Origin of the sequence: Occultella glacieicola, assembly GCF_004353825.1 — a bacterium.
Taxonomy (GTDB): domain Bacteria; phylum Actinomycetota; class Actinomycetes; order Actinomycetales; family Beutenbergiaceae; genus Occultella; species Occultella glacieicola.
Genome location: NZ_SMNA01000011.1, coordinates 59,498 through 85,333, shown reverse-complemented (window position 1 = coordinate 85,333; position 25,836 = coordinate 59,498). Strand labels below are relative to the sequence as shown.

At 72.3% G+C, this 25,836-nt stretch carries 22 protein-coding genes and 1 pseudogene; 9 read left to right on the top strand and 14 right to left on the bottom strand.

All coding sequences use genetic code 11. The annotated features are described in order from the left end of the window. The first annotated feature begins 45 nt into the window (after positions 1 to 45). The 3 genes from EXU48_RS19700 to EXU48_RS19695 all read left to right on the top strand — a co-directional run bounded on the left by EXU48_RS19700 (position 46) and on the right by EXU48_RS19695 (position 1,913). The gene (locus EXU48_RS19700) at positions 46 to 423 is read left to right on the top strand and encodes a PaaI family thioesterase (protein WP_235857162.1); all 378 of its coding nucleotides are present in this window, start codon (positions 46 to 48) and stop codon (positions 421 to 423) included. Further along, positions 315 to 545, top strand: coding sequence for a PaaI family thioesterase (locus EXU48_RS25185; protein WP_235857160.1), 231 nt, complete (start codon positions 315 to 317; stop codon positions 543 to 545). Before EXU48_RS19700 ends, EXU48_RS25185 begins: the two co-directional genes overlap by 109 nt. 108 nt (positions 546 to 653) lie before the next feature. Further along, positions 654 to 1,913 carry an arginine deiminase gene (locus tag EXU48_RS19695; protein ID WP_133109396.1) on the top strand — a complete coding sequence of 420 codons (1,260 nt, stop codon included), beginning with the start codon at positions 654 to 656 and terminating at the stop codon, positions 1,911 to 1,913. Positions 1,914 to 1,957: 44 nt separating this feature from the next. On the opposite strand, the gene EXU48_RS24830 is transcribed toward EXU48_RS19695, so the two are convergent. Next, positions 1,958 to 2,539, bottom strand: a complete 582-nt coding sequence (locus tag EXU48_RS24830; RefSeq protein ID WP_207947836.1) for a YbjQ family protein — start codon at positions 2,537 to 2,539, stop codon at positions 1,958 to 1,960. A 208-nt stretch (positions 2,540 to 2,747) separates the two neighbouring features. On the opposite strand from EXU48_RS24830, the gene EXU48_RS19685 reads away from it, so the two are divergent. Both EXU48_RS19685 and EXU48_RS19680 read left to right on the top strand, forming a co-directional pair. Then, positions 2,748 to 3,914, top strand: coding sequence for a Gfo/Idh/MocA family protein (locus EXU48_RS19685; RefSeq protein ID WP_133109395.1), 1,167 nt, complete (start codon positions 2,748 to 2,750; stop codon positions 3,912 to 3,914). Positions 3,915 to 4,011: 97 nt separating this feature from the next. Continuing rightward, positions 4,012 to 4,416, top strand: coding sequence for a QcrA and Rieske domain-containing protein (locus EXU48_RS19680; RefSeq protein ID WP_133109394.1), 405 nt, complete (start codon positions 4,012 to 4,014; stop codon positions 4,414 to 4,416). Between the two features lie 185 nt (positions 4,417 to 4,601). Here the strand turns inward: EXU48_RS19680 and EXU48_RS24610 are convergent, their stop codons facing one another. From EXU48_RS24610 to EXU48_RS19660, 4 genes are all read right to left on the bottom strand, one after another. Further along, positions 4,602 to 5,168 carry a hypothetical protein gene (locus EXU48_RS24610; RefSeq protein ID WP_165962902.1) on the bottom strand — a complete coding sequence of 189 codons (567 nt, stop codon included), beginning with the start codon at positions 5,166 to 5,168 and terminating at the stop codon, positions 4,602 to 4,604. 84 nt (positions 5,169 to 5,252) lie between these two features. Further along, entirely contained in the window at positions 5,253 to 6,725 is a 1,473-nt protein-coding gene (locus tag EXU48_RS19670; protein WP_133109392.1) for an MFS transporter, read from the bottom strand. Further along, complete coding sequence (locus EXU48_RS19665) at positions 6,725 to 8,074, bottom strand: M20/M25/M40 family metallo-hydrolase (RefSeq protein ID WP_235857154.1); 1,350 nt, start codon at positions 8,072 to 8,074, stop codon at positions 6,725 to 6,727. The genes EXU48_RS19670 and EXU48_RS19665 overlap by 1 nt, the downstream gene beginning before the upstream one ends. Positions 8,075 to 8,179: 105 nt before the next feature. Beyond that, positions 8,180 to 9,733, bottom strand: a complete 1,554-nt coding sequence (locus EXU48_RS19660) for a helix-turn-helix domain-containing protein (protein WP_133109391.1) — start codon at positions 9,731 to 9,733, stop codon at positions 8,180 to 8,182. 112 nt (positions 9,734 to 9,845) lie between these two features. Between EXU48_RS19660 and EXU48_RS19655 the strand changes: the two genes are divergently transcribed. Further along, positions 9,846 to 11,813: a phosphoenolpyruvate carboxykinase (GTP) gene (locus EXU48_RS19655; RefSeq protein WP_133109390.1), complete on the top strand. Its 1,968-nt coding sequence runs from the start codon at positions 9,846 to 9,848 to the stop codon at positions 11,811 to 11,813. A 144-nt stretch (positions 11,814 to 11,957) separates the two neighbouring features. On the opposite strand, the gene EXU48_RS19650 is transcribed toward EXU48_RS19655, so the two are convergent. The 3 genes from EXU48_RS19650 to EXU48_RS19640 all read right to left on the bottom strand — a co-directional run bounded on the left by EXU48_RS19650 (position 11,958) and on the right by EXU48_RS19640 (position 13,630). Beyond that, positions 11,958 to 12,626, bottom strand: a complete 669-nt coding sequence (locus EXU48_RS19650) for a DsbA family oxidoreductase (protein ID WP_133109389.1) — start codon at positions 12,624 to 12,626, stop codon at positions 11,958 to 11,960. A gap of 53 nt (positions 12,627 to 12,679) precedes the next feature. Continuing rightward, complete coding sequence (locus EXU48_RS19645; protein ID WP_133109388.1) at positions 12,680 to 13,066, bottom strand: cupin domain-containing protein; 387 nt, start codon at positions 13,064 to 13,066, stop codon at positions 12,680 to 12,682. Positions 13,067 to 13,135: 69 nt separating this feature from the next. Then, on the bottom strand, positions 13,136 to 13,630 hold the full coding sequence (locus EXU48_RS19640) for an SRPBCC family protein (RefSeq protein ID WP_133109387.1): 495 nt from the start codon (positions 13,628 to 13,630) through the stop codon (positions 13,136 to 13,138). A 231-nt stretch (positions 13,631 to 13,861) separates the two neighbouring features. On the opposite strand from EXU48_RS19640, the gene EXU48_RS19635 reads away from it, so the two are divergent. After that, positions 13,862 to 14,473, top strand: a complete 612-nt coding sequence (locus EXU48_RS19635; protein WP_133109386.1) for a DUF4282 domain-containing protein — start codon at positions 13,862 to 13,864, stop codon at positions 14,471 to 14,473. Positions 14,474 to 14,517: 44 nt separating this feature from the next. On the opposite strand, the gene EXU48_RS19630 is transcribed toward EXU48_RS19635, so the two are convergent. Continuing rightward, positions 14,518 to 15,384 (bottom strand): LysR substrate-binding domain-containing protein, encoded by an 867-nt coding sequence (locus tag EXU48_RS19630; RefSeq protein WP_133109385.1) that lies wholly within the window; start codon positions 15,382 to 15,384, stop codon positions 14,518 to 14,520. Between the two features lie 247 nt (positions 15,385 to 15,631). On the opposite strand from EXU48_RS19630, the gene EXU48_RS19625 reads away from it, so the two are divergent. Next, the gene (locus EXU48_RS19625; RefSeq protein WP_235857153.1) at positions 15,632 to 17,488 is read left to right on the top strand and encodes an MFS transporter; all 1,857 of its coding nucleotides are present in this window, start codon (positions 15,632 to 15,634) and stop codon (positions 17,486 to 17,488) included. Between the two features lie 33 nt (positions 17,489 to 17,521). On the opposite strand, the gene EXU48_RS19620 is transcribed toward EXU48_RS19625, so the two are convergent. Further along, entirely contained in the window at positions 17,522 to 20,188 is a 2,667-nt protein-coding gene (locus tag EXU48_RS19620) for an ATP-dependent DNA ligase (protein WP_133109384.1), read from the bottom strand. A 324-nt stretch (positions 20,189 to 20,512) separates the two neighbouring features. Between EXU48_RS19620 and EXU48_RS19615 the strand changes: the two are divergent. Further along, positions 20,513 to 21,262 (top strand): annotated as a pseudogene (locus EXU48_RS19615) (DUF817 domain-containing protein); the annotation flags it as partial. A 96-nt stretch (positions 21,263 to 21,358) separates the two neighbouring features. Here EXU48_RS19615 and EXU48_RS19610 read toward each other — a convergent pair. Genes EXU48_RS19610 through EXU48_RS19600 form a run of 4 tightly spaced genes read right to left on the bottom strand, consistent with a single transcriptional unit; the run spans position 21,359 to position 25,783 of the window. Continuing rightward, complete coding sequence (locus EXU48_RS19610) at positions 21,359 to 22,201, bottom strand: ABC transporter permease (protein WP_133109383.1); 843 nt, start codon at positions 22,199 to 22,201, stop codon at positions 21,359 to 21,361. After that, positions 22,198 to 24,186 carry an ABC transporter substrate-binding protein gene (locus tag EXU48_RS19605; protein WP_165962901.1) on the bottom strand — a complete coding sequence of 663 codons (1,989 nt, stop codon included), beginning with the start codon at positions 24,184 to 24,186 and terminating at the stop codon, positions 22,198 to 22,200. The genes EXU48_RS19610 and EXU48_RS19605 overlap by 4 nt, the downstream gene beginning before the upstream one ends. Next, positions 24,153 to 25,253, bottom strand: a complete 1,101-nt coding sequence (locus EXU48_RS24605; protein ID WP_165962900.1) for an acyl-CoA dehydrogenase family protein — start codon at positions 25,251 to 25,253, stop codon at positions 24,153 to 24,155. The genes EXU48_RS19605 and EXU48_RS24605 overlap by 34 nt, the downstream gene beginning before the upstream one ends. After that, positions 25,250 to 25,783 (bottom strand): DUF4242 domain-containing protein, encoded by a 534-nt coding sequence (locus EXU48_RS19600; RefSeq protein WP_133109381.1) that lies wholly within the window; start codon positions 25,781 to 25,783, stop codon positions 25,250 to 25,252. Before EXU48_RS19600 ends, EXU48_RS24605 begins: the two co-directional genes overlap by 4 nt. Between the last annotated feature and the right edge of the window lie 53 nt (positions 25,784 to 25,836).

The window sequence follows — 25,836 nt, the reverse complement described above, 5'->3', positions numbered from 1 at the left end:
GCAATGGAGGCGGGCCGGCCCGACCCCCGACGAAGGAGTGGATGCGTGAGCACGGACGCCGAACGGACCAGGACGCTGCGCTACGAGGATCCGCTGCCGCATGCTGCCGGCTCCTTCGAGCGCACCGGCGTCGAGCAACTGCAGGCCCTGATCGCCGGCACCACGCCACCACCTCCGATCGCCGCTCACGTCGGGATGGACCTCGTCTCCGTGGCCGAAGGGGACGTCGTGCTCACCGGGGTGCCGGACGACTCCCACGACAACCCGATCGGGTCCGTCTACGCCGGCTTCGCCGCCACCCTCCTGGACTCCGCCTGCGGCTGCGCGGTGCACTCGACGCTCCCCCGGCCGGCGTCGGATACACGACGCTGGAGATCAAGATCTCACTGCTGCGGCCGATCTCGGTCGAGACCGGTCCAGTGACGGCGCACGGGTGGGTGACCAAGCCCGGCCGCCGGGCCGCGTTCGCGGAGGCGGACCTGCGCGACGCCCACGGTCGGGTGCTCGCCACCGCGTCGAGCCCCTGCCTGATCATCGCACCCTGATCGTCGCGCCCTGATCGTCGCGCCCTGATCGTCGCGCCCCGACCGTCGCGCCCCGGCCGTCGCGCCCCGACCGTCGCGCCCCGACCAGCCGGCGTGAGAGGCTCGGGCATGCCCATCGCAGCGGATGCCACCCTCATCCCCGGCGTGCACTCGGAGGTCGGCAGGCTCCGGACGGTGCTGGTCTGTCGCCCCGGGCTGGCGCACCACAGACTCACGCCGAGCAACAGCGCCGCGCTTCTGTTCGACGACGTCATGTGGGTGGAGAATGCCCAGCGCGACCACGCCGACTTCGTGACCCGGATGGTCGAGCGCGGGATCCACGTGCTCGAGCTCCACGACGTCCTCGCCGAGACCATGGCCATCCCGCAGGCGCGGGCCTGGCTGCTCGACCGCAAGATCGTGGCGAACGTCGTCGGGCTGGGGGTCATCGACGACATCCGCGCCTACCTGGACACCCTGGACGCGGCGACCCTGGCCGAGTACCTCATCGGCGGACTCGCGACCGGCGACCTGCCGGCACAGTTCCGGTCCGCGGCGCTGTCCATGGCCCGGGAGTCCCGCGGGGCGCAGGAGTTCCTGATGCCGCCGCTGCCGAACACCCTCTACACCCGGGACACCACCTGCTGGCTCTACGGCGGGCTCACCCTGAATCCGCTGTACTGGCCGGCACGCCGCGGGGAGAGCCTGCTGATGAAAGCCATCTACGAGTTCCACCCCGGGCTGGCCGGGTCGCGGGTGTGGTGGGGTGACCCGGAGGCGGACTGGGGCCAGGCCACGTTCGAGGGCGGCGACGTCATGCCGGTAGGCAACGGGGTGGTGCTGATGGGCATGAGCGAACGGACGTCCCGCCAGGCGGTGACGCAGGTGGCGGCGAATCTGTTCGCGCACGGCGCGGCGGAACGCGTGGTCGTGGCCGCGCTGCCGAAGCTGCGCGCGGCCATGCACCTGGACACGGTGTTCACGTTCGCCGACCGGGACGTCGTCACGCTCTACCCGCGGATCATGGACGGCGTGCACACGTTCACCCTGGTGCCCGGTGACGGGCCCGCCGGGCTCGACGTCATCGACGAGGGTGAGGGCACCTTCGTCAAGGTCGTCACCGAGGCCCTCGGGCTCTCCGGGATGCACGTCATCGAGACCGGTGGGGACTTCTACGCCTCCGAGCGCCAGCAGTGGGACAGCGGCAACAACGCGGTCGCCCTCGAGCCCGGCGTGGTGATCACCTACGACCGCAACACCCAGACGAACGCGCTGCTGCGCAACGCCGGCATCGAGGTGGTCGAGATCGTCGGGGCCGAACTCGGCCGGGGCCGCGGCGGCGGGCACTGCATGACCTGCCCGATCGCTCGCGACCCCGTCGACTTCTAGGTCCGTCCCCGGGAGGAGGACCCCCGCGCGGACCGCTCGCGGCGTCAGTAGCCCGGCTGGTAGCCCCCCGCGGGCGGCTGCTGGTAGCCACCGGCCGGCGGCGGGCCGGGCGGACCGGGCTGCTGACCGTAGCCCGGCTGCTGGCCGTACCCCGGCTGCTGGCCGTATCCGCCCTGCGGCTGGCCGGACGCGCCGCCGTAGCCCTGGGCCGGCGGCTGACCCGGGTTCGGGGCCGGGGCCGGGCCGACGTTGGCGGGGTTCTTCGCCTGCTCGACGGACTGCTTGGTGTGCCCGTCCTCGTCCTCGCCGATCGGCGTGGCATACACGGCCGTGCCGTACGCGCAGACCTCGCTGAATGCCTGGGCGATGTCACCGGTGTCGAACCGCATCCCGATCACCGCGTTGGCCCCGCGCCGCTGGGCCTCGACCGTCATCCGGTTCATGACCTCCTGGCGGCTCTCGTAGACCAGCCGGGTGTACTCGGTCACCTCACCACCGCCGATCGAGCGGAACGACGCGACGAAGTTCTGACCGATGTTCGCGGAGCGGACGGTCAGGCCCATCACCTCACCCATCACTGCGTCGATGCGGTAGCCGGGGATCTCATTCGTGGTCACAACGATCATGGGCCACATCCTCGCACCAATCCTCGGGCCGGTGACATGGGCAGAGGTCTGCATCCTCGCGCCGGCTGCAACCACGGAACCGCTTCCGGTGCCCGCGCGCGGGCCGGGTGGCAACAGGCGGCAACCGATGGTCCGGCCCGGCGGGCGCGCCCTAGCCTCGGGGGATCGGCAGCGATGCTTCCCTCGAACGACATCAGGAGACTCCAACGTGGCAGACAAGGTCAGACTCGGCATCATCGGGCTCGGCGCCCAGGGCGGGCTCTACGCCAGGCTCATCTCCGACGGCAAGGTCCCCAACATGGTGATCGGCGCGATCGTCGATCACGACCCGGCCAAGCGCGAACTGGCTGCGTCGACCTACCCGGGCGTCCCGGTGTACGAGGACTTCGAGAGCGTTCTCGACAGCGGTGACGTCGACGCGGTCGTCACGACCGTGCCGCACTACCTGCACCCGGAGATGGGTATCGCGGCCCTGTCCCGCGGGATCCACCCGCTCGTCGAGAAGCCTGCCGGGGTCTACACCAAGCAGGTCAAGGAACTCAACGAGTACGCGGCGACGAAGCCCGAACTGACCTTCGGGATCATGTTCAACCAGCGCAACAATCCGCTTTACCAGCGCATCAAGGAGATCGTGGAGGCCGGCGAGATCGGGAAGATCCGCCGCACCAACTGGATCATCACCACCTGGTGGCGGCCGCAGGGCTACTACGAGCAGAGCGACTGGCGCGCCACCTGGGGCGGCGAGGGCGGTGGAGTCCTGGTCAACCAGGTCCCGCACCAGCTCGACCTGCTGCAGTGGATCGCCGGTGTGCCGAAGTCCGTCTTCGCGAAGGTCGCCTACGGCTTCCGGCGCAACATCGCCACCGAGGACGAGGTCACCGTGGTCGTCGACTACGGCGAGGGTGCCACCGGGGTGCTCGTGACCGCGACCCACGACCTGATCGGCACCGACCGGTTCGAGATCCTCGGGGACTCCGGCAAGATCGTCGTCGAGGGCTCCAAGACCGCGTACGTGACCCGGCTGTCCAAGACCGAACAGGAGATCTCGGACTCGATCGGCCCGGACGACGTCAAGAAGATGTTCATGGGCGAGATGAACCTCGACTCCTACCAGGAGACCGAGACCATCGAGTACGACCGCCCGTGGGGCCAGCAGCATGCGGGCGTCCTGGAGAACTTCGCGGCGAACATCCTCGACGGGACACCGCTGCTGGCACCCGGGTCGGAGGGCATCAACGGGGTCCGCCTCGCCAACGCCATCCACCTCTCGAGCTGGCTCGGCGAGGAGGTCCCGCTGGACCTCGACGAGGACCGCTACCTCGACGAGCTGAACAAGCGCATCCGCGACGAGGGTAAGTTCGCCGAGCGTTCCTGACCTGCCTTCGTGACCGGCGGCCCGTCGCCGACCGTCGCCCGTCCCACCCTCGCGGTGGGGCGGGCGCCGTGCGTCCGGCCGGACTAGATTGACCCCCATGTGCCCCTGCCCCAGCCGCCGCCAGGTCCTGCTCGCCTCCGGGGGCGGGGTCACCCTCGCCGGGCTCGCCGCCTGCACCGGCGCACCCGAGGTCGAGGAACCGACGGCGGGGGAGACCCTGGTCGCGCTCGCAGACGTCCCGGTGGGGGGCTCGCTCGTGCTCACCACGGATGACGGCGTGGAACTGGTCGTCGCGCAGCCTACGGACGGTGAGGTGGTCGCGTTCAGCGCGATCTGCACCCACCAGGGCTGCAGCGTGCGGGTGCGGGAGGACGTGTTGTACTGCCCGTGCCACGGGTCGGAGTTCGAGCAACTCACCGGGGCGGTCGTCTCCGGCCCGGCCGACCAGCCGCTTCCCGAGGTCGCCGTGCAGATCCGAGAGGGCAACGTCGTCACCGCCTGACAGCGGATCTGCCTGAGGCCGTCGACCGGGACCGGCCCGCGTGCCGACGGGCGTGCTCCGCCGTGCCGTCGCCGCCCGCCGGGATCGGCGTCGGTGTCCCTTGGCGATCGGGCACCGGGCCGGATGAGAAGGCTTTCACATTCCTCTCCTTGTGGGCTCATCGTGGCCCGGGAATCTGATGGATGTCAGCAACAGATGAGGTGGTCCCGAACCGGGGCCCTGGACTTCGGAGGAATCAGAATGAACAAGCGCACCGCCTGGATCGTGACCGGGACCCTGGGTGTCGTGGCCGTTGCCGGGGGAGCCGTGGCGGCGAGCGCGGACACGTTCACGTCGACGCCGGCGCCGGAGCAGTCCCAGGCCCCGGCCACCTCCGCCCCCTCACCGGCGGCCCCCTCGGCGGCCTCGCCCGCCGCCCCCACGGCCCCGGCCACCACCCCGGCCACCACGGACCCGGCCACGGTCGACCCGGGCAGCGCGGTCTCCGCCGTGACCGCGATCAGTTCGGTCTCGGCGCCGTCGCCGGTGGCCAGTCCGGTGTCGGCACCCAGCCCGGCCAGCCCCGCGTCCGCACAGAGCCCGGCCAGCCCGGCCTCCGCGCCCAGCCCGGTGTCCGCGCCGAGCCCGGCAAGCCCCGCGTCGCCAGCCTCCCCGGCGAGCCCCGCCTCCCCGGCGAGCCCCGCCTCCCCGGCCAGCCCCGCGTCCGCGCCCTCCGCCGACTCCGGCGACTGACCGCGCGGTCGACCTCCCACGGGAGACCGGCATCCGGCCACCCGAACGCCCGACGGCAGCCCCCGCCGTCGGGCGTTCGCGTGCGTGAGCCGGCCGAGCCGGGTTCAGTCGCCGAACGCGGTCCTCGGCACGAGCAGCAGACACACCGCCGCCACCAGCGCGGTCACGGCGCACACCGCCCAGACGGTGAGGTAGCCGGACAGTGGTGCGTGCCCGGCGGCCGGTCCCTCGAGCGACCCGGTCGCGGCCAGCGCGATCGCGAACACCGAGGACGCGATCGCCCCACCCACGGTCTTGATGGCGTTCGTCATCCCGGTCGCGAATCCGGTCCGCTCCGGCGGCGCGGCCGCGGCAGCCGCAGCCGGGAGCGAGGCGACCAGGGCGCCGGAGCCGAGACCGGCCACCGCCATGTTCGTCATCGTCTGCCAGGTGGTGTCGTGGAACGGCAGGAACAGGGCATAGCCGACCGCGACCAGCAACGCCGCGACCACGAGTGAACGGCGCGGGCCGATCAGTCCGGCCAGCGCCGGCACGAGCAGGGCGCCGGCGGCCATCGAGATCACGTAGAGCCCCACCAAGGTGGAGACGAAGCCGGCGCTGGCACCCAGGCCGAAACCCGCCGTCGCCGGGTCGGTGCGGGCGAACGTGGACAGCGGGATCTGTGCGCCGAGCACGGACATCCCGAACAGGAACGCGGTCAGCTGCACCGGCCACTGCGCCGGCTGCATGAGCAGCCTGACGTCGATGAGCGGCTCGGCCAGCGCGCGCTCGATCCGCACGAACGGCAGCACCAGTACCAGACCGGCGAGGATCAGGGCCCAGGCCAGCGGGCTCCCCGGACCCTGCAGCCGGATCGTGATCAACCCGGCCATGATGAGTCCGAGCACCGTCGTGATCATGCCGAGCCCGGCCCAGTCGATCCCGCCCGTCGAGGTGCCGGCGACGTCCTCGACGCCGAACCAGATCACGGCGAAGCAGACGGTCACGGCGACCGCCGGGAGCATCAGCAGCACCGTCATCGACGTCGCCTCGACCAGCGCCCCGGACGTCAGTGCCCCGACGATCACCCCGGCCTCCAGCCCGGCAACCAGGAACCCGGCGGCCCGGCGGGTGAGGCGCGCCTGCTGGCCGCTCGCCGCCGTGCGGCGGTGGATGATCGCGACCTCCAACGGCAGCCACACGACGTACGCACCCTGGAGCGCCCAGCCGATCAGGAACGTGGAGAACGTGGGAGAGAACGCGAGCATCCAGGACCCGAGCGCGGTGACCGCCGTCGAGAGCAGCAGGACCCTGCGGTGCCCGATCACGTCCCCGAGCCGGGCCAGCAGTGGCACACACAGCGCGGACACGATCAGCTGCGCCGCCTCGAACCAGTTCACGTCCGCGTCCTGGATGCCCAGATGCGTCGCGATGTCGGAGAAGATCGGCGTGTAGAAGCCCTGGAGGATCCCGGAGGCGAGTTCCACGCAGATGAGGAAGCCGACGACCGCCCACAGGCCGTGCGTCAGGGTGGGGCCGGCACTCGGCCCGGTCGCCGGCTCCGTCGACCCCGGAGCCGGGGCCGCGCGGTCGTCCATCAGCCGATCCGCTCGATCAGGTCGACATAGAAACCGATGCCGTCGAGGTAGTCGCGCACCCCGACCCGCTCGTCATAGGCATGGATCGAGGCCCGTTGCTCCTTGCTCATCCGCAGGGGTGCGAAGCGGTAGACGCGTGGGCAGATCGTCGTGAAGAACCGCGCATCGGTGCCGCCCATCATCACGTACGGCGTGGGAATGGCGTCCGGGTGGGACCCGGCGATCACGGTCTCGATCAGCCGGAACGCGTCGTCGTCCCACGGGGAGATCGGCGACGGCTCGTTGGCATCGATCACGGTGATCCGGACGCGGTCGTCCCCGATCACCCGGCGGATCCGCTCGACCGTACCGGCCACGGTGTCCCCGACCATGATCCGCAGGTTCACCCCGGCCCGGGCAACCGACGCGAGGACGTTGTGCCCGGGTGAGCCGGCCAGGGTGGTGACCACCGCCGTCGTGCGGGTCATCGCGGCCGACTCGGGCCCGGCCGCCTGCAGCGCCTTGGTGATCGCCCCGCCGAACCGCCCGGTGCGGGAGAGGACCGGGCGCATCGCGGGTGCGGCGTGCGGGGCCAGGCGGGTGAGCATCTCGATCGTCGGAGCCGGTAGGGAAGCGGGGAAGCTGTACCTGTCCAGCCGCACGATCGCGCGGGCCAGTCGGGCGACGGCGTCCCCGCGGGCGGGCGTGGACGAGTGGCCCCCGCGGCCGGCGACCGTGAGCTCGACCGTCGTGGTGCCCTTCTCGGCGACCCCGATCACGGCGAGCGGCCGGGACACGCCCGGGAACGCGCGCGCCGCCACCGCACCGCCCTCGTCGAGCACGAACCAGGGCCGCACGCCGGTGGTCCGTAGCTGCTCGACCGCGGCCGACGCGGCGGCACCGGACACCTCCTCGCCGTTGCCGAAGCTGAGCCAGACGTCCTGGGCCGGCGTGACGCCGCGCGCGAGCAGGCGTTCCACGGCGACGCACAGCGCGGCCAGGGAGCCCTTGTCGTCCAGCGTGCCGCGCCCCCAGATCTCGCCGTCGGAGATCTCTGCGGAGAAGGCCGGATGGCGCCAGGGATCGGCCTCCTCGACGCCGACGACGTCCAGGTGCGCCATCAGCACCACGGGACGCTCGCTCGATGCGCCGCGCCAGTGGAACAGCATCGCCGTGCCTTCCAGCAGGGTCAGGTCCAGGCGTGCGTGCATCAGCGGGAAGCGGCGGGCGTGCTCGGCGAGGAAGTCCGTGAACGGGACTCCCGTGGAGGGCTCACCGCCCACCGAGACGGTCGGGATACGGACCAGGGCCACCAGCGCGGCGACGGCGTCGTCGTCGGTGGGGGCGCCGGGCGCGACGTCGTTGATCACTCGGTGAGGCTAGCGCTGCTGGGCGGCGTTCGGGCATCGTCGGTAGCTCCAGCGGGCGATGCGCCGGTTGGCGTGAGCACGGTGACCGCGGTCGCGGTCGCGTCCCTACGGGATCTCCCGCGAGCGGGCGTCGGGCGCGTTCGCCTCGAGGAAGGCGTACACCTCGGCATCGTCCACGCCGGGGAACGTGCCGGAGGGGAGCGGTGCGAGGATCTGCGCGTGCAGCGCGGCGCTCGGCCAGGAGTGCTCGTGCCAGCGCCGGCTCAGGTCGGCGGCCGGACGCCGGCAGCAGGCCTCGTCCGGACACGTCGAGGCGGCCCGCCGGGCGGTCTCGCGGCCGCGGAACCACTTGGCGTGGTTGAACGGCACACCCACGGTGATCGCGAACTCCCCGGCGTCCGAGCGTCCGGTCTGCGTCGAGCACCAGAACGTGCCGGCCGGGGTGTCGGTGTATTGGTGGAACTCGGTGGTGCGGGTCCGTCGCTCGAACGCGGCCCGGGCCGCCCAGTGCCGGCAGACGTACTGGCCCTCGATCGCGCCGTGCACGTCCGCGGGCAGGCCGACCCCGTCGTTCTCGTAGCCCTTGTAGAGGGCGCCGTCGTCGGAGACCCGCAGGAAGTGGAGCGGCAGGTCCAGGTGCGAGGTGGCCAGGTTCGTGAACCGCAGCGCGGCCGCCTCATGGGTCACTCCGAACGCGTCGCGGAAGTCCTCGATGGCGAGGTCGCGGCTCCGCTTGCGCTCGGAGAGATACTCGACGGCGGCGCTGCGGGGGATCAGGCAGGTCGCCGCGAAGTAGGTGATCTCCAAGCGCTGGCGCAGGAAGTCCGCGTAGCTGACCGGACGGGTGTGTCCGAGCACGCGGTGCGCGATCGCCTGCAGCGCCAGGGACCGCAGGCCGTGCCCGCCGGGGATCGAGGCCGGAGGCAGATAGATCCGTCCGTTCGCGAGGTCGGTCACGGTGCGCGTGGAGTGCGGCAGGTCCGGCACGTGGATGATCTCGAAGCCGAGCGTGCGAGCCATCTCGGAGACGGTGCTGTGGGTCAGCGCGCCGGAGGTGTACCCGGCGCGTCGGATCAGGTCCTCGCCGAGTTCCTCGATCTCGGGTAGGTAGTTGTCCCGGGTCCGCATGAACCTCCGGATCTCGGTGTTCGCCCGACGGGCCTCCTCCGGGGTGGCGACGGCCTCCGCGGCGCGCCGGGCGAGCTCGGTGTGCAGCGCGACCAAGGACTCGAGGACGCCCAGCGGCACGGTGCGGCCGGGCCGGACCGGCGCGACCCCGAGCCCGGCGTACAGAGTGCTCCGTTGGGCCCGGTCGAGCGCGATCTCGAGCGCCGCGCGGCGGTCCGGCGGCGGCGCCGGCTCGAGCAGGTCGGCCACGCCCACCTCGAGCTCCGTGGCGATCGCGGAGATCAGGGACAGCCGCGGCTCCCGGTTGCCGTTCTCGACGTGCGAGAGCTGGCTGGTGGTGGAGGAGACCCGCGCGGCGAGTTCCTTGAGGGTCAGACCACGTTCGGTCCGGAAGTGCCGGATTCGGCGGCCGAGCGTGAGCCCGTCCGGTGCCGGCGAGGCAGGGGGCTCGGCGCCGGGCACGCCACCGCCGAGCGGGATCACCGGCGCGGTGATCGTGGGCTGAGTCGACGGCTCGCCGGTCTGACGCATGAGTTGACGATAAGGCAACTTCGGCAGAAGTTGCCAGCGAATGTACCGGGGAATCCGATCCGAGTCGCGTCAGTGTGGTCTCACCGGCCCGCAGCGACGAAAGGTCCCGCACATGTTCCTCTCCGCCATCGACGAATCCGACGACGACGTCATCGAGTCCCCGGTCGCGCTGACCGCCGAGCGGCCGTCCCGCGCACTCGACAACCGCCGCGCGGCTGCCCCCCGGCTGCCGAGCCGCCCACTGGCCGAGGTGAGCGCCTGGGTCGACCGGATCGCCGCCCTCACCCGGCCCGACGCCGTGCACTGGTGCGACGGCTCCGACGCGGAGAACGACCGGATCATCGAGACGCTCGTCGACGCCGGCACCCTGATCCCGCTGAACCCCCGGATCCGGCCCGGCTCCTACCTGGCCCGCTCGGCGCCGTCGGACGTGGCACGGGTCGAGTCCGCCACGTACATCTGCTCGGCGCGTGAGGTCGATGCCGGCCCGACGAACAACTGGATGGACCCCGCCGAGATGCGCGAGGTCCTCGACGACGTGTTCGCCGGCAGCATGCGTGGTCGCACGATGTACGTGGTGCCGTTCTCCATGGGCCCGGTCGGCGGACCGATCTCCCAGGTCGGCATCGAGATCACGGACTCCCCGTACGTCGTGGCGAGCATGCGGATCATGACGCGCGTCGGCGCGGCGGCCCTGGACCAGATCGCCGGTGGCGCCTCCTGGGTGCCCGCGGTGCACTCGGTCGGCATGCCCCTGGTCGGTGCCTCCGGCGAGCCGATCGATGACGTGCCCTGGCCCTGCAACGACACGAAATACATCACGCACTTCCCCGAGTCCCGGGAGATCTGGTCCTACGGCTCCGGCTACGGCGGGAACGCCCTGCTCGGCAAGAAGTGCTACGCCCTGCGGATCGCCTCAGCGATCGCCCGGGACGAGGGTTGGCTGGCCGAACACATGCTGCTGATCCGGCTCACCCACTCCTCCGGCCGCGCGTACCACGTGGCCGCGGCGTTCCCGAGCGCGTGCGGCAAGACGAACCTGGCCATGCTGCGCCCGTCGATCCCCGGCTGGCAGGTGACCACCCTCGGCGACGACATCGTCTGGATGCGGCCCGGACCCGACGGCCGGCTCCGCGCGATCAACCCCGAGGCCGGCTTCTTCGGTGTCGCTCCCGGCACCGGGATCACCACGAACCCGACGGCGATCGAGACCCTCGCCCACGACGTCATCTTCACGAACGTCGCTCTGACCGACGACGGCGACGTCTGGTGGGAAGGGCTCACACCGCAGGCGCCGGCGCATCTCGTCGACTGGCAGGGCCGGGACTGGACCCCCGAACTCGGGGCGGCGCAGGGCCGGCCCGCGGCCCACCCGAACTCACGCTTCACGGTGGCGGCGGACCAGTGCCCGGTCATCGACGAGCACTGGGACGACCCCGCCGGCGTGCCGGTCGACGCGATCCTGTTCGGAGGCCGCCGCGCCACCAACGTGCCGCTGGTCTCACAGAGCCAGGACTGGGCCCACGGGGTGTTCTACGGCGCCACCGTGTCCTCGGAGCAGACGGCGGCGGCCGAGGGCACGGTCGGGCAGCTGCGCCGGGACCCGTTCGCAATGCTCCCGTTCTGCGGCTACAACATGGCCGACCACTGGGGGCACTGGCTCGACGTCGGTGAGGTCCTCGGCGAGCGTGCACCGAAGATCTTCGCCGTGAACTGGTTCCGCAAGGGCACCGACGGGAGCTTCCTGTGGCCCGGGTTCTCGGAGAACGCCAGGGTGCTGGACTGGGTCCTGCGCCGGGTTGCCGGAGAGGTGCCCGGCCGGCCGAGCCCGGTCGGCACGGTGCCCGCCACCGGCGAGTTGGACCTGGCCGGCCTCGAACTGTCCGACGGCGCACTGGCGGCCCTGTTCGACGTCGACGAGCAGGCGTGGCTCGCTGAGGCCGACCTCACCGAGGACTTCTTCGCGCGGTTCGGCGACCGGCTGCCGGCCGAGCTGACGGGTCAGCTGGCCGCGCTGCGCCACCGGCTCTCGGTCTCGTCGGCGGGCTCGGCGCCCGTACGGGCGGCCGCCGCGTCCTGAGGAACGTGGTCCTGAGGAGCGTGGTCCTGAGCAACGTGACAGACGCCGTCGGGCCCGCACCAGCCGACCGCCTCGAGGTCCGGCAGCCCGGGGATCGAGGCGAGGCCGGCCGGGCCCGGCATGGCCGGCGGAGGGAACGCCGGCTCACTCAACGCCGGCTCCGGCGCGAGCCTCGTCGGCGGCGACGTGCTCCAAAACCTCGGTGAACGTCTCCGGGCTCTGGGCTCCGGACACGCCGTACTTGCCGTCAATGACGAAGAACGGCACGCCCGAGATCCCGAGCGCACGGGCCTGGTCGAGGTCGGCGCGGACGTCGTCGGCGTAGGTCTGCGCCTCGAGCGCGGCGAGCAGGGCTTCCCGGTCCAGCCCGACCTCGGCCCCGAGGTCGGCAAGTTCCTCGGCGTGACCGAGGTGGCGGCCCTGCTCGAAGTACGCGGCGAACAGTCGCTCCAGGAGGTCGTGCTGCTTTCCCTCGGCCTTCGCGTAGTGCAGCGCCTGGTGGGCGAGGAGGGTGTTCGTGTGGCGAAGCGTGCCGAAGTCGTAGGTCAGCCCGACCTCGGCGGCGATCGCGGTGACTCGGTCGAGCATCTGCCGCACCTGGCCGGCCGGCATGCCCTTGTGGGTCGCGAGGAAGTCCACCTCACTGCCCTCGAAGTCGACGGGCGTGTCCGGCGAGAGCTCGAACGAGTGGTAGCGCACCTCGACCTCGCCGTCGTAGGCGCGGCGCCCCTCCTCGAACTTCCGCTTGCCGATGTAGCACCACGGGCAGGCGATGTCGGACCAGATGTCAACGGTGAGGGAGGGTTTCGTCATATCGGTGGCAACGAGCACGGGTAGCCCGGCATTCCCGGCGGTCCGCGGCAGGGTCAGTGCGCCTGGCTGATGCCCCAGTCCCGACCGCCCAGCGGGGTCGAGGTGACCGCCGTCAGCACGAACGCGGAGTCCTCGACGGCGCGCACGCCGTGCCGGGTCTGCGGGATCGAGATGACCCCGCCGGCGGCCACCTCGTCCTCGGCGTCGGCGCTCCAGAGCACGATCCGGCCGGTCAGTACCTGCAGGCTCGCGGCCGGCGGGGCGTTGTGCTCGGGCAGTTCGGAGCCGGCGAGGATCGCGACGATGGTCTGACGCAGTGGCCCGTCGTGGACGAACAGGTGCGCGCTGCGCCCGTGTGGGGACTCGGCGGCCAGGGCCAGGTGTTCACGGGCCAGACCGTCCAGGTCCGTGACCCCGGCGCGGACCTCGTGGCTGGTCATCGTCGCTCCTTCGCAGGCGGGTGTGTGCTGCACCCATCCTGCCCGACGGCGCCGCCGCGCGACAGTGGATCAGCCGAGTCCGGCGTAGTGCTCGGCGAGGGCGGGGTGGTAGTCGTCCCAGGACGGCATCGCCGCGCCGGTGCGGGACGCCACCAGGCGGTCCAGGTAGAAGTCCCAACCAGGGCCGATGCCGGTGATGTCCTGGCCCTGATCGAGCAGCTGCGAGAACTCGAGCCTGGTGACGCCGTCGACCTCCTGCAGGTCGGCCTCCAGGTGCCACACCCCGGCCTCGCTGGAGAACTCGACCTGGAGCCGGCTCGGTGCCTGGCACTCCAGGATCGTGACGTCCTCCGGCTCGGCGCTGTCCTCGGCGGTCATCGTGAACGAGACGGTGCCGCCCTCCCGGGCGTCGCCGGTCCAGGTGCCGATCCAGGAGGCCGTGCCCTCGGAAGTGGTCAGCGCGGACCAGATCTCGGCGACCGGAGCCTCGAGGGTGCGCTCGAACACGAGTTCCAGGCCACTGGTGTTCTCCCGCAGGTAGCCGGTGGCGCGGGCGTCGCTCACGTGGTGTCTCCTGTTCCTGGTCGGTCAGGACCGACCGTACTGAGCGCCCGCTGCCGGGCACAAGACCGGGGTCCGCGGGTGGTGGGGCGGTCGCGGAGCCGGCCGGCCGCCGGCGTCCGACGGGTAGGACTGCCCACCCGCCCTGCCGGACCCGTGGGGCTGGGGGCCTAAGGTTGCTGAGCGCGGGTGATGCCTGCGCAGCCGATCACGTTCTCCGAGGGGTTTCGACACATGAGCCAGTACCAGCCACCACAGTCGCCGCAGGGTGTCCCCGGGCAGTACGGCGCACCACAGAACCCGTCCGGTGAGTACGGGCAGGCGAGCCAGGCTCCGGTCCAGGATGCGTACGGGCAGGCGAGCCAGGCTCCGGGCGCCTACGGGCAGCCCGCCGGCTACCCGCAGCACGGCCAGCAGCCCGGGCAACCAGCACAGCAGGGCCAATACGGCCAGGAGGGCCCGCACGGTCAACAGGGCCAGTACGGCCAGCCGGGCCAGCAGGGCTTCGGTGGTCAGTACGGCGGCGCGCCGTACCCGACGGCGCCGGGTGGGCCCGGGCTCTTCGACACCGAGTTCGCGCAACCCTCGACGCTGAAGACGGCGAAGCTCGCGTATATCGCGATCATCGTGCTGGCGGGCGTGCTCGCAGTGGGTGGGCTGTTCAACGCGATCGGACAGTTCTGGGCGTTCGGCCCGTACGGCAGCGTGGGGAGCCTGCTCGGCGGGATCGTCTCGCTGGTCAGCGGTGCAGCCCTCGGGTTCGTGGTGCTGACGGTGGGCCGGCTGTTCGTCGACTACTTCGTGCAGCAGGCGAAGGCGCTCGAGTCCACGAAGTCCGAGGTCTGACGCGCACGACCTGCGGCGGGTAGTTCCCGCCAAGCCGGCCGCCGTCAGCGCTGCACCGGCACCAGCGGGTCGCCGCCGCGGCCCAGGATCGCGGCCGACAGCGCGGCGACCGGGGCGACCGGTGCGCGGGGGTTGGCGACCAGGGTCAGGTCGACGTCACCGAGCGGGGGCAGGCCCGACGCCGCCGGCGGGATCGAGAGGTCCTGCGGGATCAGGCTCTGGGCGAGCGGGGTGACGCCCAGGCCCGCGCGGACCGCCGCCAGCACCCCGTTGATCTCCCGCGTCGTGCAGGTCACCCGCCAGGTGCGGCCGGCGTCCTCGAGCGCGCGCACCGCCGTGAGCCGGCTCAGGCTCGGGTTCGGGTACGTGATCAGCGGCACCACGTCGCCGGGGTCGATGTGGGTGCTCGGCAGTCCGGCCCAGACCAGACGGTCCCGGCGGACCAGTTGTCCCTCGGTCTCGCCGGGGTTCTCCTTGATGAAAACCAGGTCCAGGTGCCCGGCCAGCAGCCGCCGGTGCAGCAGGCCGGACTGGGCCACCGTGAGCTCGAGGCTGACCCGCGGGTGCAACTGGCGGTAGTCCCGCAGGATCCGGGGGAGTTGGGTCAGGGCCAGGTCGTCGGCCGCGCCGAACCGGAGCCGGCCGCTCATCGCCGAGCCTGTGAAGTACGCCACGGCCTGGTCGTGGGCGGCGAGAATGGTGCGGGCAAAGCCGGCCATCGCCTCACCGTTGTCCGTCAGCGTGACCGCCCGGGTGTCCCGAAGGACCAGGGAACGGCCCGAGGCGCGCTCCAATCGGCCCACGTGTTGGCTCACCGTCGGCTGCGAGATGCCCAGCCGCTCGGCGGTCCGGGTGAAGCTCAGCGTCTCGCTCAGTACCAGGAAGGTACGCAGCAGGGTGGGATCGAACAAAGGCCGCACCTTGTCGTCGTAACGATTCGATCATGTCGTGCTACTCATTGCGATTGGCAATGGCACTTATAGGATGTATGGCTTCGACTTATGGGTCAAGGCTACCTAGGGTTGGCGGTACCGCCTCACTTCCGAGGGGTCGCCCCGGTGCCGTTCGCACTGCCGTGAGCCCCCCGGTACTACCTCGAAACCGTTCGTTCGGTCCGACTCCGACTCACTCACTCGCGCTCTTCTCCAAGGACCCCCTGTGTCTTCGGCCCGCCTCCCCAGGCTCCCGTCCCCGTTCGCCCTCCGCCCCCTCCGCTCGCCGGCCGCCGGCTCCGGCATCCTCGATGCCCTGCGCGTGCGCAACTATCGGTACTACGTCTCCTCCCAGGTGCTCACCAGCACCTGCGGCTGGGCCGCCCGCGTGGCCCAGGACTGGCTGGTGCTGGAACTGAGCGGTTCCGCCGCGCTGGTCGGTCTCACCGTCGCGCTGCAGTTCGCGCCGATGCTGCTGTTCGGCCTGTTCGGCGGTGTGATCGCGGACCGGTACGACCGTCAGCGGATCCTGACCGTGACCCAGACGCTGTTCGGCACGTTCACGCTCGTGGTCGGGGTGCTCACCCTGCTCGGTGTGGTCGAGGTCTGGCACGTGCTCGCCTCGGCCCTGCTCGGGGGGATGGCGATCGTCATCGACAACCCGGCCCGTCAGGCGTTCATCCACGAGATCGCCGGCCCGAAGCTGCTCCGCCGCGCGATCAGCCTGAACACCTCCGTGTTCCAGCTCGGCGCGCTGATCGGCCCGGCCTTTGCCGCCGCGCTGATCGCCCTGGTCGGCAACGGCTGGGCGTTCGTCGCCAACGCGCTCGCCTGCTGGATCGCGGCGTTCCTGATCTTCCGGATGAGGCGAGCGGAGATGCACCTCGCGCCGGTGGTGGCACGGGCCAAGGGACAGTTGCGCGAGGGCCTGGCCCACGTGCGGAGCAAGCCCGAGATCCTCTGGGCCTGCGTGTTGGTCGGGTTCGTCGCGATCACCGGGGTGAACATGGCCACGGTGCTCGCGCAGTACGCCAGCGAGGTGGTCGGCGCCGGCGCCAGCGGCTACGGCCTGCTCACCTCGACGCTCGCCGCCGGGGCGTGCACAGGCGCGATCTTCGCCGGCCGCGCCCGACGGTTGCGGCTGCGGACCCTCGTCGGTGGTGCCGCCACGCTCGGGGTTCTGCTCCTGGTGGCCTCCGCGCTGTCCGTGTTCTGGCTGTTCCTGGTGGCACTCTTCGGCGTCGGGCTGAGCTGCCTGCTCTACCTGACCCGGAGCAACACGCTCGTGCAGACGAGCGCCGACCCGGCGATGCGTGGCCGGGTGCTGTCCCTGTACGTGCTCATCAACATGGGCGCGCAGGCTTTCTCCGGCCTACTGATCGGCTGGGTCGCCGAGCACCATGGTGCCCACGCCGGCCTGGCGGCGTGCGCCGTCGGCCCCTTGCTTGGGGTCGCCGTGGTCGGCGCCATCCTCGCCCGCCGCGGTGACCTCAAGCCGGTGCTGCGGCTTCGCAACCGGCCGGGGCGCGGCTTCGTCTACGTCGTGCCGCGGGTGCACGGCGCCGGCACGGTCTCGGCGGCACCGGTCGTGCCCGTCGCTGCCGTGGCTGGGCCGGCCCCCGAGGCGGGTCTCGACGTCCCCCCGCCGCGAGCGGCGGAGGCTGTCGAGGAGGTCGCGGTGCCGGTAGCGGTCACCGCGGTAACCGGGCCGACGGCGGAGCGTGCGTCGGGCGAGCGGGTCGCCGATGCGGGGTCGGTCACCGATGGGGGCCCGATCGCCGAGCCCGAGCTGTTCGTCGAGCCTGAGCCGTTCGCCGAGCCTGAGCCGTTCGCCGGGCACGTCGCGGTCGCCGACGTCGGGCCCACCGCCGACGGCACGTCGCTCGGGAACGGGTCGCCCCGCACCGAGGTCACGCCGCTCGCCGACGCCGAGTCGCCCGAGGACGTCGTGGCGGTCAGGCCGCGGCTGACCGAGGACCGGGCGTCCTACGACGACACCGACTCGCTCGACGACCCGGACCCGTTCGACCGGGCCTCGCACCCCCATGGGGCTCGACGCCGGCGGGTCCCGGCCGCACTCTGAGCGGGCCCGCCGCGGTTCGGGTCGGGCGCGCCGTCAGCCGTTGCGCCGGACGGTGGCCGGGTCGAGGTCCGGCCGCCAGCCGCGCCAGCGCGGGTGGCGCAGCCGGCCCGTCGGGGTCCACTCGCCGAACGCGACCTCCCCGACCCGGGTCGGCTCGAGCCAGTGCGCGTCCCGGGCGTCCAGGGCGGGCACCTCCTCGAACGGGCTGCGGTCCCGGGCGGTGGACGTGAACTCGCGGACCCACGCAGAGGTCTCGGCCGCCGTGAAGCCCGAGCCCACCCGGCCCACGTAGTGCAGAGCGCCGTCGTCGTCGAAGACCCCGGCCAGGAGCGAGCCGACCTGCCCGGTGCGGCCGCCCTGCCCGGGGCGCCAACCCCCGACGACCACATCCTGCGTGCGGGTGTGCTTGATCTTGATCCAACTCGAGGCGCGCCGCCCGGGCAGGTAGCGCGAGTCGCGCCGCTTGGCCACGACCCCCTCCAGGTTCCAGGCCAGCGACGCCTCGACGGCGGCGTCGAGGTCGCCGTCGAACACCGGCGGCACCTGGACGATGCCGCCGGCCGGGGCGTCGACGACGGTCTCGAGTGCGGCCCGTCGGTCGTCATAGCGCTGGTCCAGGAGTTCGGTGCCGTCCACCTCCAGGACGTCGAAGAGCATGAGGTGGACGGGGCGGCGGGCTGCGGCGGCCGCGATCTCCCGGGGGTTGGTGGCCTGCATCCGGGGTTGCAGATCGGCGAAGTCCGGGCGCCCGCCGGCGTCCAGGGCGACGATCTCGCCGTCGAGCACGGCCCGCTCGACCGAGACCGCGTCGGTGAGCGCCGCCAGTTCCGGGAACGTCGCGGTGATGTCACGTCCGCTCCGGGCCCACAACCTCACGACCGGGTCCGCGTCCCGGTCCACGACGGCGACCGCGCGCATCCCGTCCCACTTCATCTCCAGCGCCCACCCCGGCCCGTCCGGTACGTCGACGGGCGAGCCGAGCGTCGCGAGCATCGGGAGCGGCGGAGCCGCGGAGCGGGCGGCGGAGGTCGAGCCGCCGACGCGGTCGCGCGCTTTCGCGGAAGCGGTGGTGGGCGGTCCGGCGGTGCGGGTGTGGTTCGGGAGCGCTTGCGCGGAAGCGGGTCGTGGTGGGGGTGTGGTGGTGATCCTCGTCCCCGGTGTCGGTGCTTCCGCGGAAGCGCTGACGGCGCGGCCGGCTCGGGCCGGTGAGACGCGACCGGGCGAGCCATCCTTCGGGACCCGCCCTCCGCCGTCGGCGGTCATCCCGTTCGGGGCCGGCCCGGGGGGCTTCATGAGGTGGATCAGCCAGTGGTTATCGTCGCCGTCACGGCGGCCGGTCCGGATCAGGGCGAACCGGGCGCTGCGCCCGACCGACCCGGCCAGCCCACCGCCGTCGGCCCCGGTCAGGGTGACGATGACCTCCTTGCCCTCGCGCCACTTCTCCAGGTCGTAGGTACCGGTGTCCCAGATCGTCATCTCGCCGGCACCGTACTCGCCCCGCGGGATCGATCCGTGGAAGGTCAGGTACTCCATCGGGTGGTCCTCGGTCTGCACGGCCAGGTGGTTGCCGGCCGGATCGGTCGGCACCCCCTTCGGAAGCGCCCAGCTCACCAGGACGCCCTCGTGGGCCAGGCGCAGGTCCCAGTGCAGCCGGCTGGCGTCGTGCTCCTGGATCACGAACACCGGCTCGGTGACCTCCGGTGGCGCCGCGTGCGGCACCGGCTCGGGGGTCCGGGCCGCGTCCCGCTTGGCGCGGTAGGCGGTCAGCCGGTCCGGACCATGCCCCCCGGCGGTGTCCGTCGAGTGGGCCACGCTCTCCAGCGCCGCCATCGGGTCCCCGCGCTCGGCGACGAGGGCGGGCACCTCGGTCAGGTCCAGGTGGCGCAGGTCCTTCTCGGCGAGCTCGTCCCAGGTGCGGGGGACCGCGACGGTCGGATGATGGCGCCCGCGCAGCGAGTACGGGGCCACGGTCGTCTTGTTCGAGTGGTTCTGGCTCCAGTCGATGAAGACCTTGCCGACCCGCTTGGCCTTCGCCATCTCCGAGACCACCAGGTCCGGATGGTCGGCCTCCAGGCTCCGCGCCAGCTCCTTGGCCAGGTCGCTGATCTGGCTGGAGGTATGCACGCCGGGCAGCGCCGCGTACACGTGGATGCCCTTGGAGCCACTGGTCACCGGAACGGCGTCCATGCCCATTCCGCTCAGCACCTCGCGCACGAACCGGGCCACCTGCGCCACCTGCGCCAGCTCGATGCCGGGGCCGGGGTCGAGGTCGAAGACGATCCGATCGGGGTTGCGTGGGCGCCCCGCGGAGTCGAACCGCCACTGCGGGACGTGGATCTCCAACGCCGCCATCTGCGCCAGCCAGACGAGGGTCGCCCGGTCGCCGACGAGGGGGTAGACGTTCGTGTGGTCGCTGTGGGTCAGCTCGGCGCGCACCACCCAGTCCGGCGTGCCGGAGTCGAGGTTCTTCGTGAAGAACACCTGGCCGGGGTCGTCCTCGGTACCCACCCCGTTCACCCACCGCTTCCGCGTCGCCGGCCGGCCCGAGCAGTGCGGCAGCATCACCGGTGCGATCTCCGAGTAGTACGCGATCACCTCGGCCTTCGTGGTGCCGGTCGCGGGGTAGAGGACCTTGTCCAGGTTCGTCAGGCGCACCCGCCGACCGTCGACGGCGACGGACGTCTCGGAGTTGCGGGCCATCCACCCATGGTGACAGGCCGACGACGGCGTCCGCTCGCTCAGGTGCTCGCCCTCGCCGCGGTCGGTGGTGCGAGAGAGGCATGTTGCGGCCGATCGGTCACGTGGGCCGAAGATCCGCACGCTCGCCGGGAGCCGATCGGCGCGAGGGTGCCGTTGCACGGCCGATGGGCCGGACGCGCCGGGGAATCGCACGCTCGCCCGGGTGTCGGTGGCCCGGCCGATCGTGGACACCGCGGGGAGGTTGGGTGGGACTGATGGGCGGGTCTTGCGGAACCGGCGGTCCGGGCGCGCAGGTCGGCCGGTGGCGCTGGCACGCTTCTGGCCGTGACCGACACGCCCATCGCCCTCGCCGCCGCTCCTTCGAGAGGGGTGGCGGCCGCCGTTGGGCAGTTGCTGCGGTTCGGCTGGCTCCAGGTGCAGTGCTGCCTGTTCGCCGCGGCGATCTTCGCCGGTCTCGCGGCCAGCGCGGTGGTGCCGCTGCCGATCGCCCGCTATGACGCCCTGGCCCTGTACGGCGTGGCGATCACGGTCGTGTTCTACCTGCTCCGCCTCGAGACCGGACGTGAGATCGCCGTGATCGCGGCGTTCCACCTGCTCGGGCTCGCGCTCGAGCTGTACAAGGTGAACGCCGGGTCGTGGGCCTACCCCGAGGACGCGTGGGCGAAGGTCGGCGGGGTCCCGCTGTACTCGGGCTTCATGTACGCGGCCGTCGGCTCCTACCTGTGCCAGGCGTTCCGCCGGTTCGACCTGCGGGTGACCGACTTCCGCTGGGTGCCGGCCGTGGTCCTGGCCGCGGCCGCGTACGCGAACTTCTACACCCACCACGTGATCGCGGACCTGAGGTGGCTGATCGCCGCCGGGTTCGTCGTGGCCCTCTGGCGCAGCCGGGTGTTCTACGTCGTCGGCGCACGCCGGTACTCGATGCCGCTCACCGTCTCGTTCGTCCTGATCGGCTTCTTCCTGTGGGTCGCCGAGAACGCGGCGACGTTCCTGGGGGCGTGGCAGTACCCCGACCAGACCGAGATCTGGCGCATGGTGCACGCCGGGAAGTGGGGCTCGTGGGCGCTGCTGGTCTCCTTGAGCTTCGTGCTCGTGGCCGCCGTGAAGGCGCGCGAGGGTCGCTTCTACGGCGAGGCGGGTGCGCGACCGCGGGTCGAGCTCGCCGGCCGGTCAGGCCTGGTCGTCGGCGCCGACCGCGCGCAGGATCGAGTCCAGGAGGAACCCGACCACCCCGATCAGCAGCATGGTGGCGGCGAGGGCCTCGTAGTCGAGGTTGTCGCGGGCGTTCAGGATCGCGTAGCCGAGCCCGTTCGTGACCCCGAACATCTCGGCCGGGACCAGCACGACCCAACCGACCCCGAGGGCCACCCGGACCGCAGTCCGTAGGTGCGTGACGAGTCCGGGCAGGACGACGGTGCGGATCCCCTCCCACCGGGTGGCGCCGAGCGAGCGGACCATGTCCAGCATGCCGGCGTCGATGGCCCGGCGGCCGCTCGCAGTGCCGAGCACCACGGGCCAGGTGGTCGCGAGCGCGACCAGCGCGATCACCGCGGGGGTACCGCTGCCGAGCAGCACGATCACCAGCGGCGCCCAGGCCAGCGGCGACGTCATCCGCAGGAACTGCACCACCGGTGCCGAGGCGTAGTCGAGCAGCGCGTTCGACCCGAGCAGCAGCCCGAGCGGGACCGCCACCACGATGGACAGGCCCAGCCCGGCCAGCAGCCGGCCGAGGGAGACGGCGACCGCGTCCAGGGTCGCCACGTCGCCGAGGCTGAGGACCAGTTCCGAGATCGCGGCCCACGGACCCATCCGGGCGACGACGGCGTTGTCGGCGAAGATCACCCCGGTGGCGAGCCACCAGAGCGCGAGGACGACGGCCACCACGGCGACCCGGGCGAGCACGCGGGCGGCCAGGGAGGCGCCGCGCGGCGGCCTGCTCCGGTCGTCACCGGCCGGGCGCACTGTCGGGGCGGGCGTTCGGACCGGTGCCTCGGCGAGCTGGACGTCGCTCATGGCGCGATCACCTCCACTCGGTCGGGGCCGACCCCGAACGCGGCGAGTCCGCCGACCGACTCGATCGCGGCCAGGTTCAGATCGGTCGCGACGAGGTCGGCGTGCACATCGCCGGTCTCGACGGCGTCGAGCCAGTCGAGCGAGTCGTCCACCGTGGTCTCGCGCATCGCGTCGACGAGTTCCGCGGTGTAGCCGGGGAACGGATAGGGCTGGAAGTCGATCCGGTGGGACTCCCACTCGGGGTGCTGCACGGCCCCGGAGGTCACGTAGGCGGGATCCTGCTCCTCGGTGAGGGTGAGGTCGATCGCCGGCAACGGCTGGGGCAGGTACCCACCCTCGGAGAGCCCGACGGCGGCGGTGTGCCGGTCGTCGCGGATCCGCAGCTGGGCGGCCACGATCGCCTCCAGGGCACGGGCCGCCACGTCGGGCCGTTCCGTCACGAGCCGTTCGTGCACCACGGTCACACAGCAGGCGTGGTCCTTCCAGACGTCCCCGGTGAAGCGCAGGATCTTCCCGATGCCCTGCACCTCGGCGACGGCGCAGAACGGCTCCGCGACGATGTAGCCGGAGACCGTCCCCGCCTCGAGCGCGGTCGGCATGTCCGCGGGCGGCAGCACCACCAACTGGACGGTCCCGGGTCCCGGCTCGGTGTCGATGACGGGCTCAAGGCCCGCGTCGCGCAGCATCTTCTGGAAGACCACGTTGTGCACGGAGTACCAGCCAGGCACCGCGAAGGTGGTGCCAGCGAGGTCGGCGAGGTCGTCCACGTCGTGGGCCACCGCGAGCGCCGATCCGTTGGTGTGGTTCCAGCCGAGAACCTTGACCGGCACGCCCGCGCCGTAGCGAAGTTGGATCGCGAGCGGCATGAGCAGGTGCACGATGTCCACCTGGCCCCCCTGCAGTGCCTCGACCAGGGGCGCCCAGCCGCGGAACAGGGTGGGCTCGGGGACGTCGATGCCCCGCGAGGCGAAGTCGCCGTCGGCATGGGCGAGCAGCAGCGGCGAAGCGTCGGTGATGGGCAGGTAGCCGATCCGGAGGGTGGCGACCTCGGCAGGATCGGCGCCGGGCGCGTCGTCGCCGGCGTCGGCGGGCACTTCCCGGGCGTGGGCCACGCCGGCGGCGACGGCCGGCACGGCGAGCAGGGTGGCTGCGCCACCGACCGTGAGCAGTTGCCGCCGGGAGGCCCCGGCCGGTTCCGGTTCGGCGAGGGATCCCGGTCCGACGGCGGAACTGTCCAGGTCGCTGCTCTCACCGCTGCTCGTGAACCGGTGCAGGAGGGCGGCGCGCGCCGTGCCGTCCGCGAGATCGGCGCGCTCGTGAACGGGGGAGTCGAGGAACTCCAGCGGTCCGGGCGCGGCATGCAGCAGGCCGACCCGGTCGCCGAGGTAGAGCGCCTCCTCGAGGTCGTGGGTGATCAGCAGCATGGCGATCCCGAGCCGCTCGCGGACGCCGCGCAGCCACTCCTGGGCGTCGGCCCGGGTGAGCGGGTCGAGGGCGCCGAACGGCTCGTCCAGCAGCAGCAGGGAGGGATTCGCGACGACCGCCCGGGCGACCGCCACCCGCTGGGCCTGTCCGCCGGACAGCTGCCCGGGACGCCGGTTCGCGAGATCGGCGATGCCCAGCTCGTCCAGCGCGGTGGCCACCTGGGCGTTCGCGTCCGCGCGGCCCCGGCGGCGGTGGCCACCGTTGGCGCGGTACTCCAGCCCGATCCGGACGTTCCCGGACACGGAGCGCCACGGCAGCAGGTGCGGGGCCTGGAAGACCACGCGGGTCGAACCACCGCCGGCCTCCGGCCGTAGCACCTGCCCGGAGTCGGCCTCGCGCAGGCTCGCGAGCACCCGCAGCAACGTGGACTTGCCGGCCCCGGACGGGCCGACGATGGCGAGCAGCTCACCCGGTTCGATCCGCAGGTCGACGTCGGCGAGCACCGGACGCCCGCCGTAGGCGACGCCTACGCCGCGGAGTTCAGCGACTGCAGCTCCCACAGGAGTTGTCCCTTCGTCGGGGCCTGCACGGGCAGGAAGGCGGCCTCCCGCAGCCCGCGGGCGACCGGGTGGGTCCGGGCGTAGCCGCGCCCCCCGGTCAGGCACAGGGCCAACTGCGCGCTCGCCTGAGCCTGCTCCATCGACTCAAGGCGGACCCGCAGGTACTCGGTGTGGTCGGCGGCGGCATGGGCGCCGGTCGCGAGATCGCCCAACGTCCCGGCCAGGCGATCCTGGTCGGCCCGGCGTGCCGCGATCTCGTCCGCGAACGGGCCACCGGGTCCGTCCGCGTGGGCCAGCGAGCCGGCGGCATGCCCCAGGCAGAACGCCGACTGCAGCACCAGGAACACGCCCCGGACACCGCCCACGAGGTCCTCGAACGGAGTCGGGAGCACGGCCGTCGCCGGAACCCGGACGCCGTCCAGACGCACGGACCCCGACGTCGTGGAGTTCAACGCCAGGAGATCCGTGGCCTCCCTGACCTCGACGCCGGGCTGGTCGAGGTCGATCGCGAGGACCACGTCCGTGACGCCGTTCTCCTCGACCAGGTGCGCGCCGATCACGACCACGGCGTCGGGATGCAGGTTCGTCGCGTACGGCGCGAACCCGTCCAGGATCAGGTCCGTGCCACCCGGGCCACCTGAGTCGTCCCTGCGGGCCCGGATGCCGAGACCCGCGGGCGGGACGCCCGCCCGCAGCTGGGCCAAGTGCTTGAACGAGGCACCCATCGCGGAGACCCCGGGCCGGACCCCGGCCACCACGTCGGCCAGCCGACCGGACTGCTCGGGCCCGCCGAACCGGTCCAGGTACTCGACGGCCATCCGGTGCCCCCACAGGGAGAACGCGGTGCTCATGCACCGCCCGGCCACCTCGGCGATCACTGCGGCCTGGGTCGCCACGCCGTCCGTACCCCGGTGCAGCCCGCCGCCGGTGAGGATCCGGCGCACGGCCGGCCGCAGGTCGACGCGCTCGGCATCCACCCGGGCCGCGTCCGCCGCGATCTCGTCCAGGTGCGTGCCCGGCAGGGGGGACCGGTCCGTGAGCGCCGTGGGCGCGGCGGCGACCGTCATCCGAAGACCTTGGTGTCCAGTTCGTGCAGGCGGTCCACCGGGGTCGAGACCACGTCGCGGGCGCGCCGGACGGCGGCCTCGTCCTGACCGTCGTAGAAGCACAGGCACTTCACCATGTCCTCGCGGACGTAGGTACGCAGGAACTGCACGTCCGGCACCTGGTCGTAGAGCGGGCTCTTCTCGGCCTTGCGGGTCAGGTAGGCGTCCATGCTGATCCCGGCGGGGATGTCCCACTCCACCAGGTACTGGCCCGCGGGCCGGGTCGCCTTGATCTGGGCGAGGTCCGCACCGACGAGCCGCACCGGCGCGGAGTCCTCGACCCCGATCCCGGCCCCGGCGAGCGCGGCCAACGTGGCCTCGCTCGTCGCGCCGCCCTCGAGGTCGGCGATGACGAAGACCTTGCCGTCCGCGGTGACCTGCGCCTCGACGAAGTCGGCTCCGACCGGGTCGATGGCCGCGGCGATCCGGTCCAGATAGGTGCGGGCTCCCTCGTCGGCGGGGGTGGTGGTCTCGATGAGCAGCAGCGACATGGTCCTCTTCCTCGGCTGGCGTCAGGGCGTCTGCCAGGCTAGGAGCGCGGGGC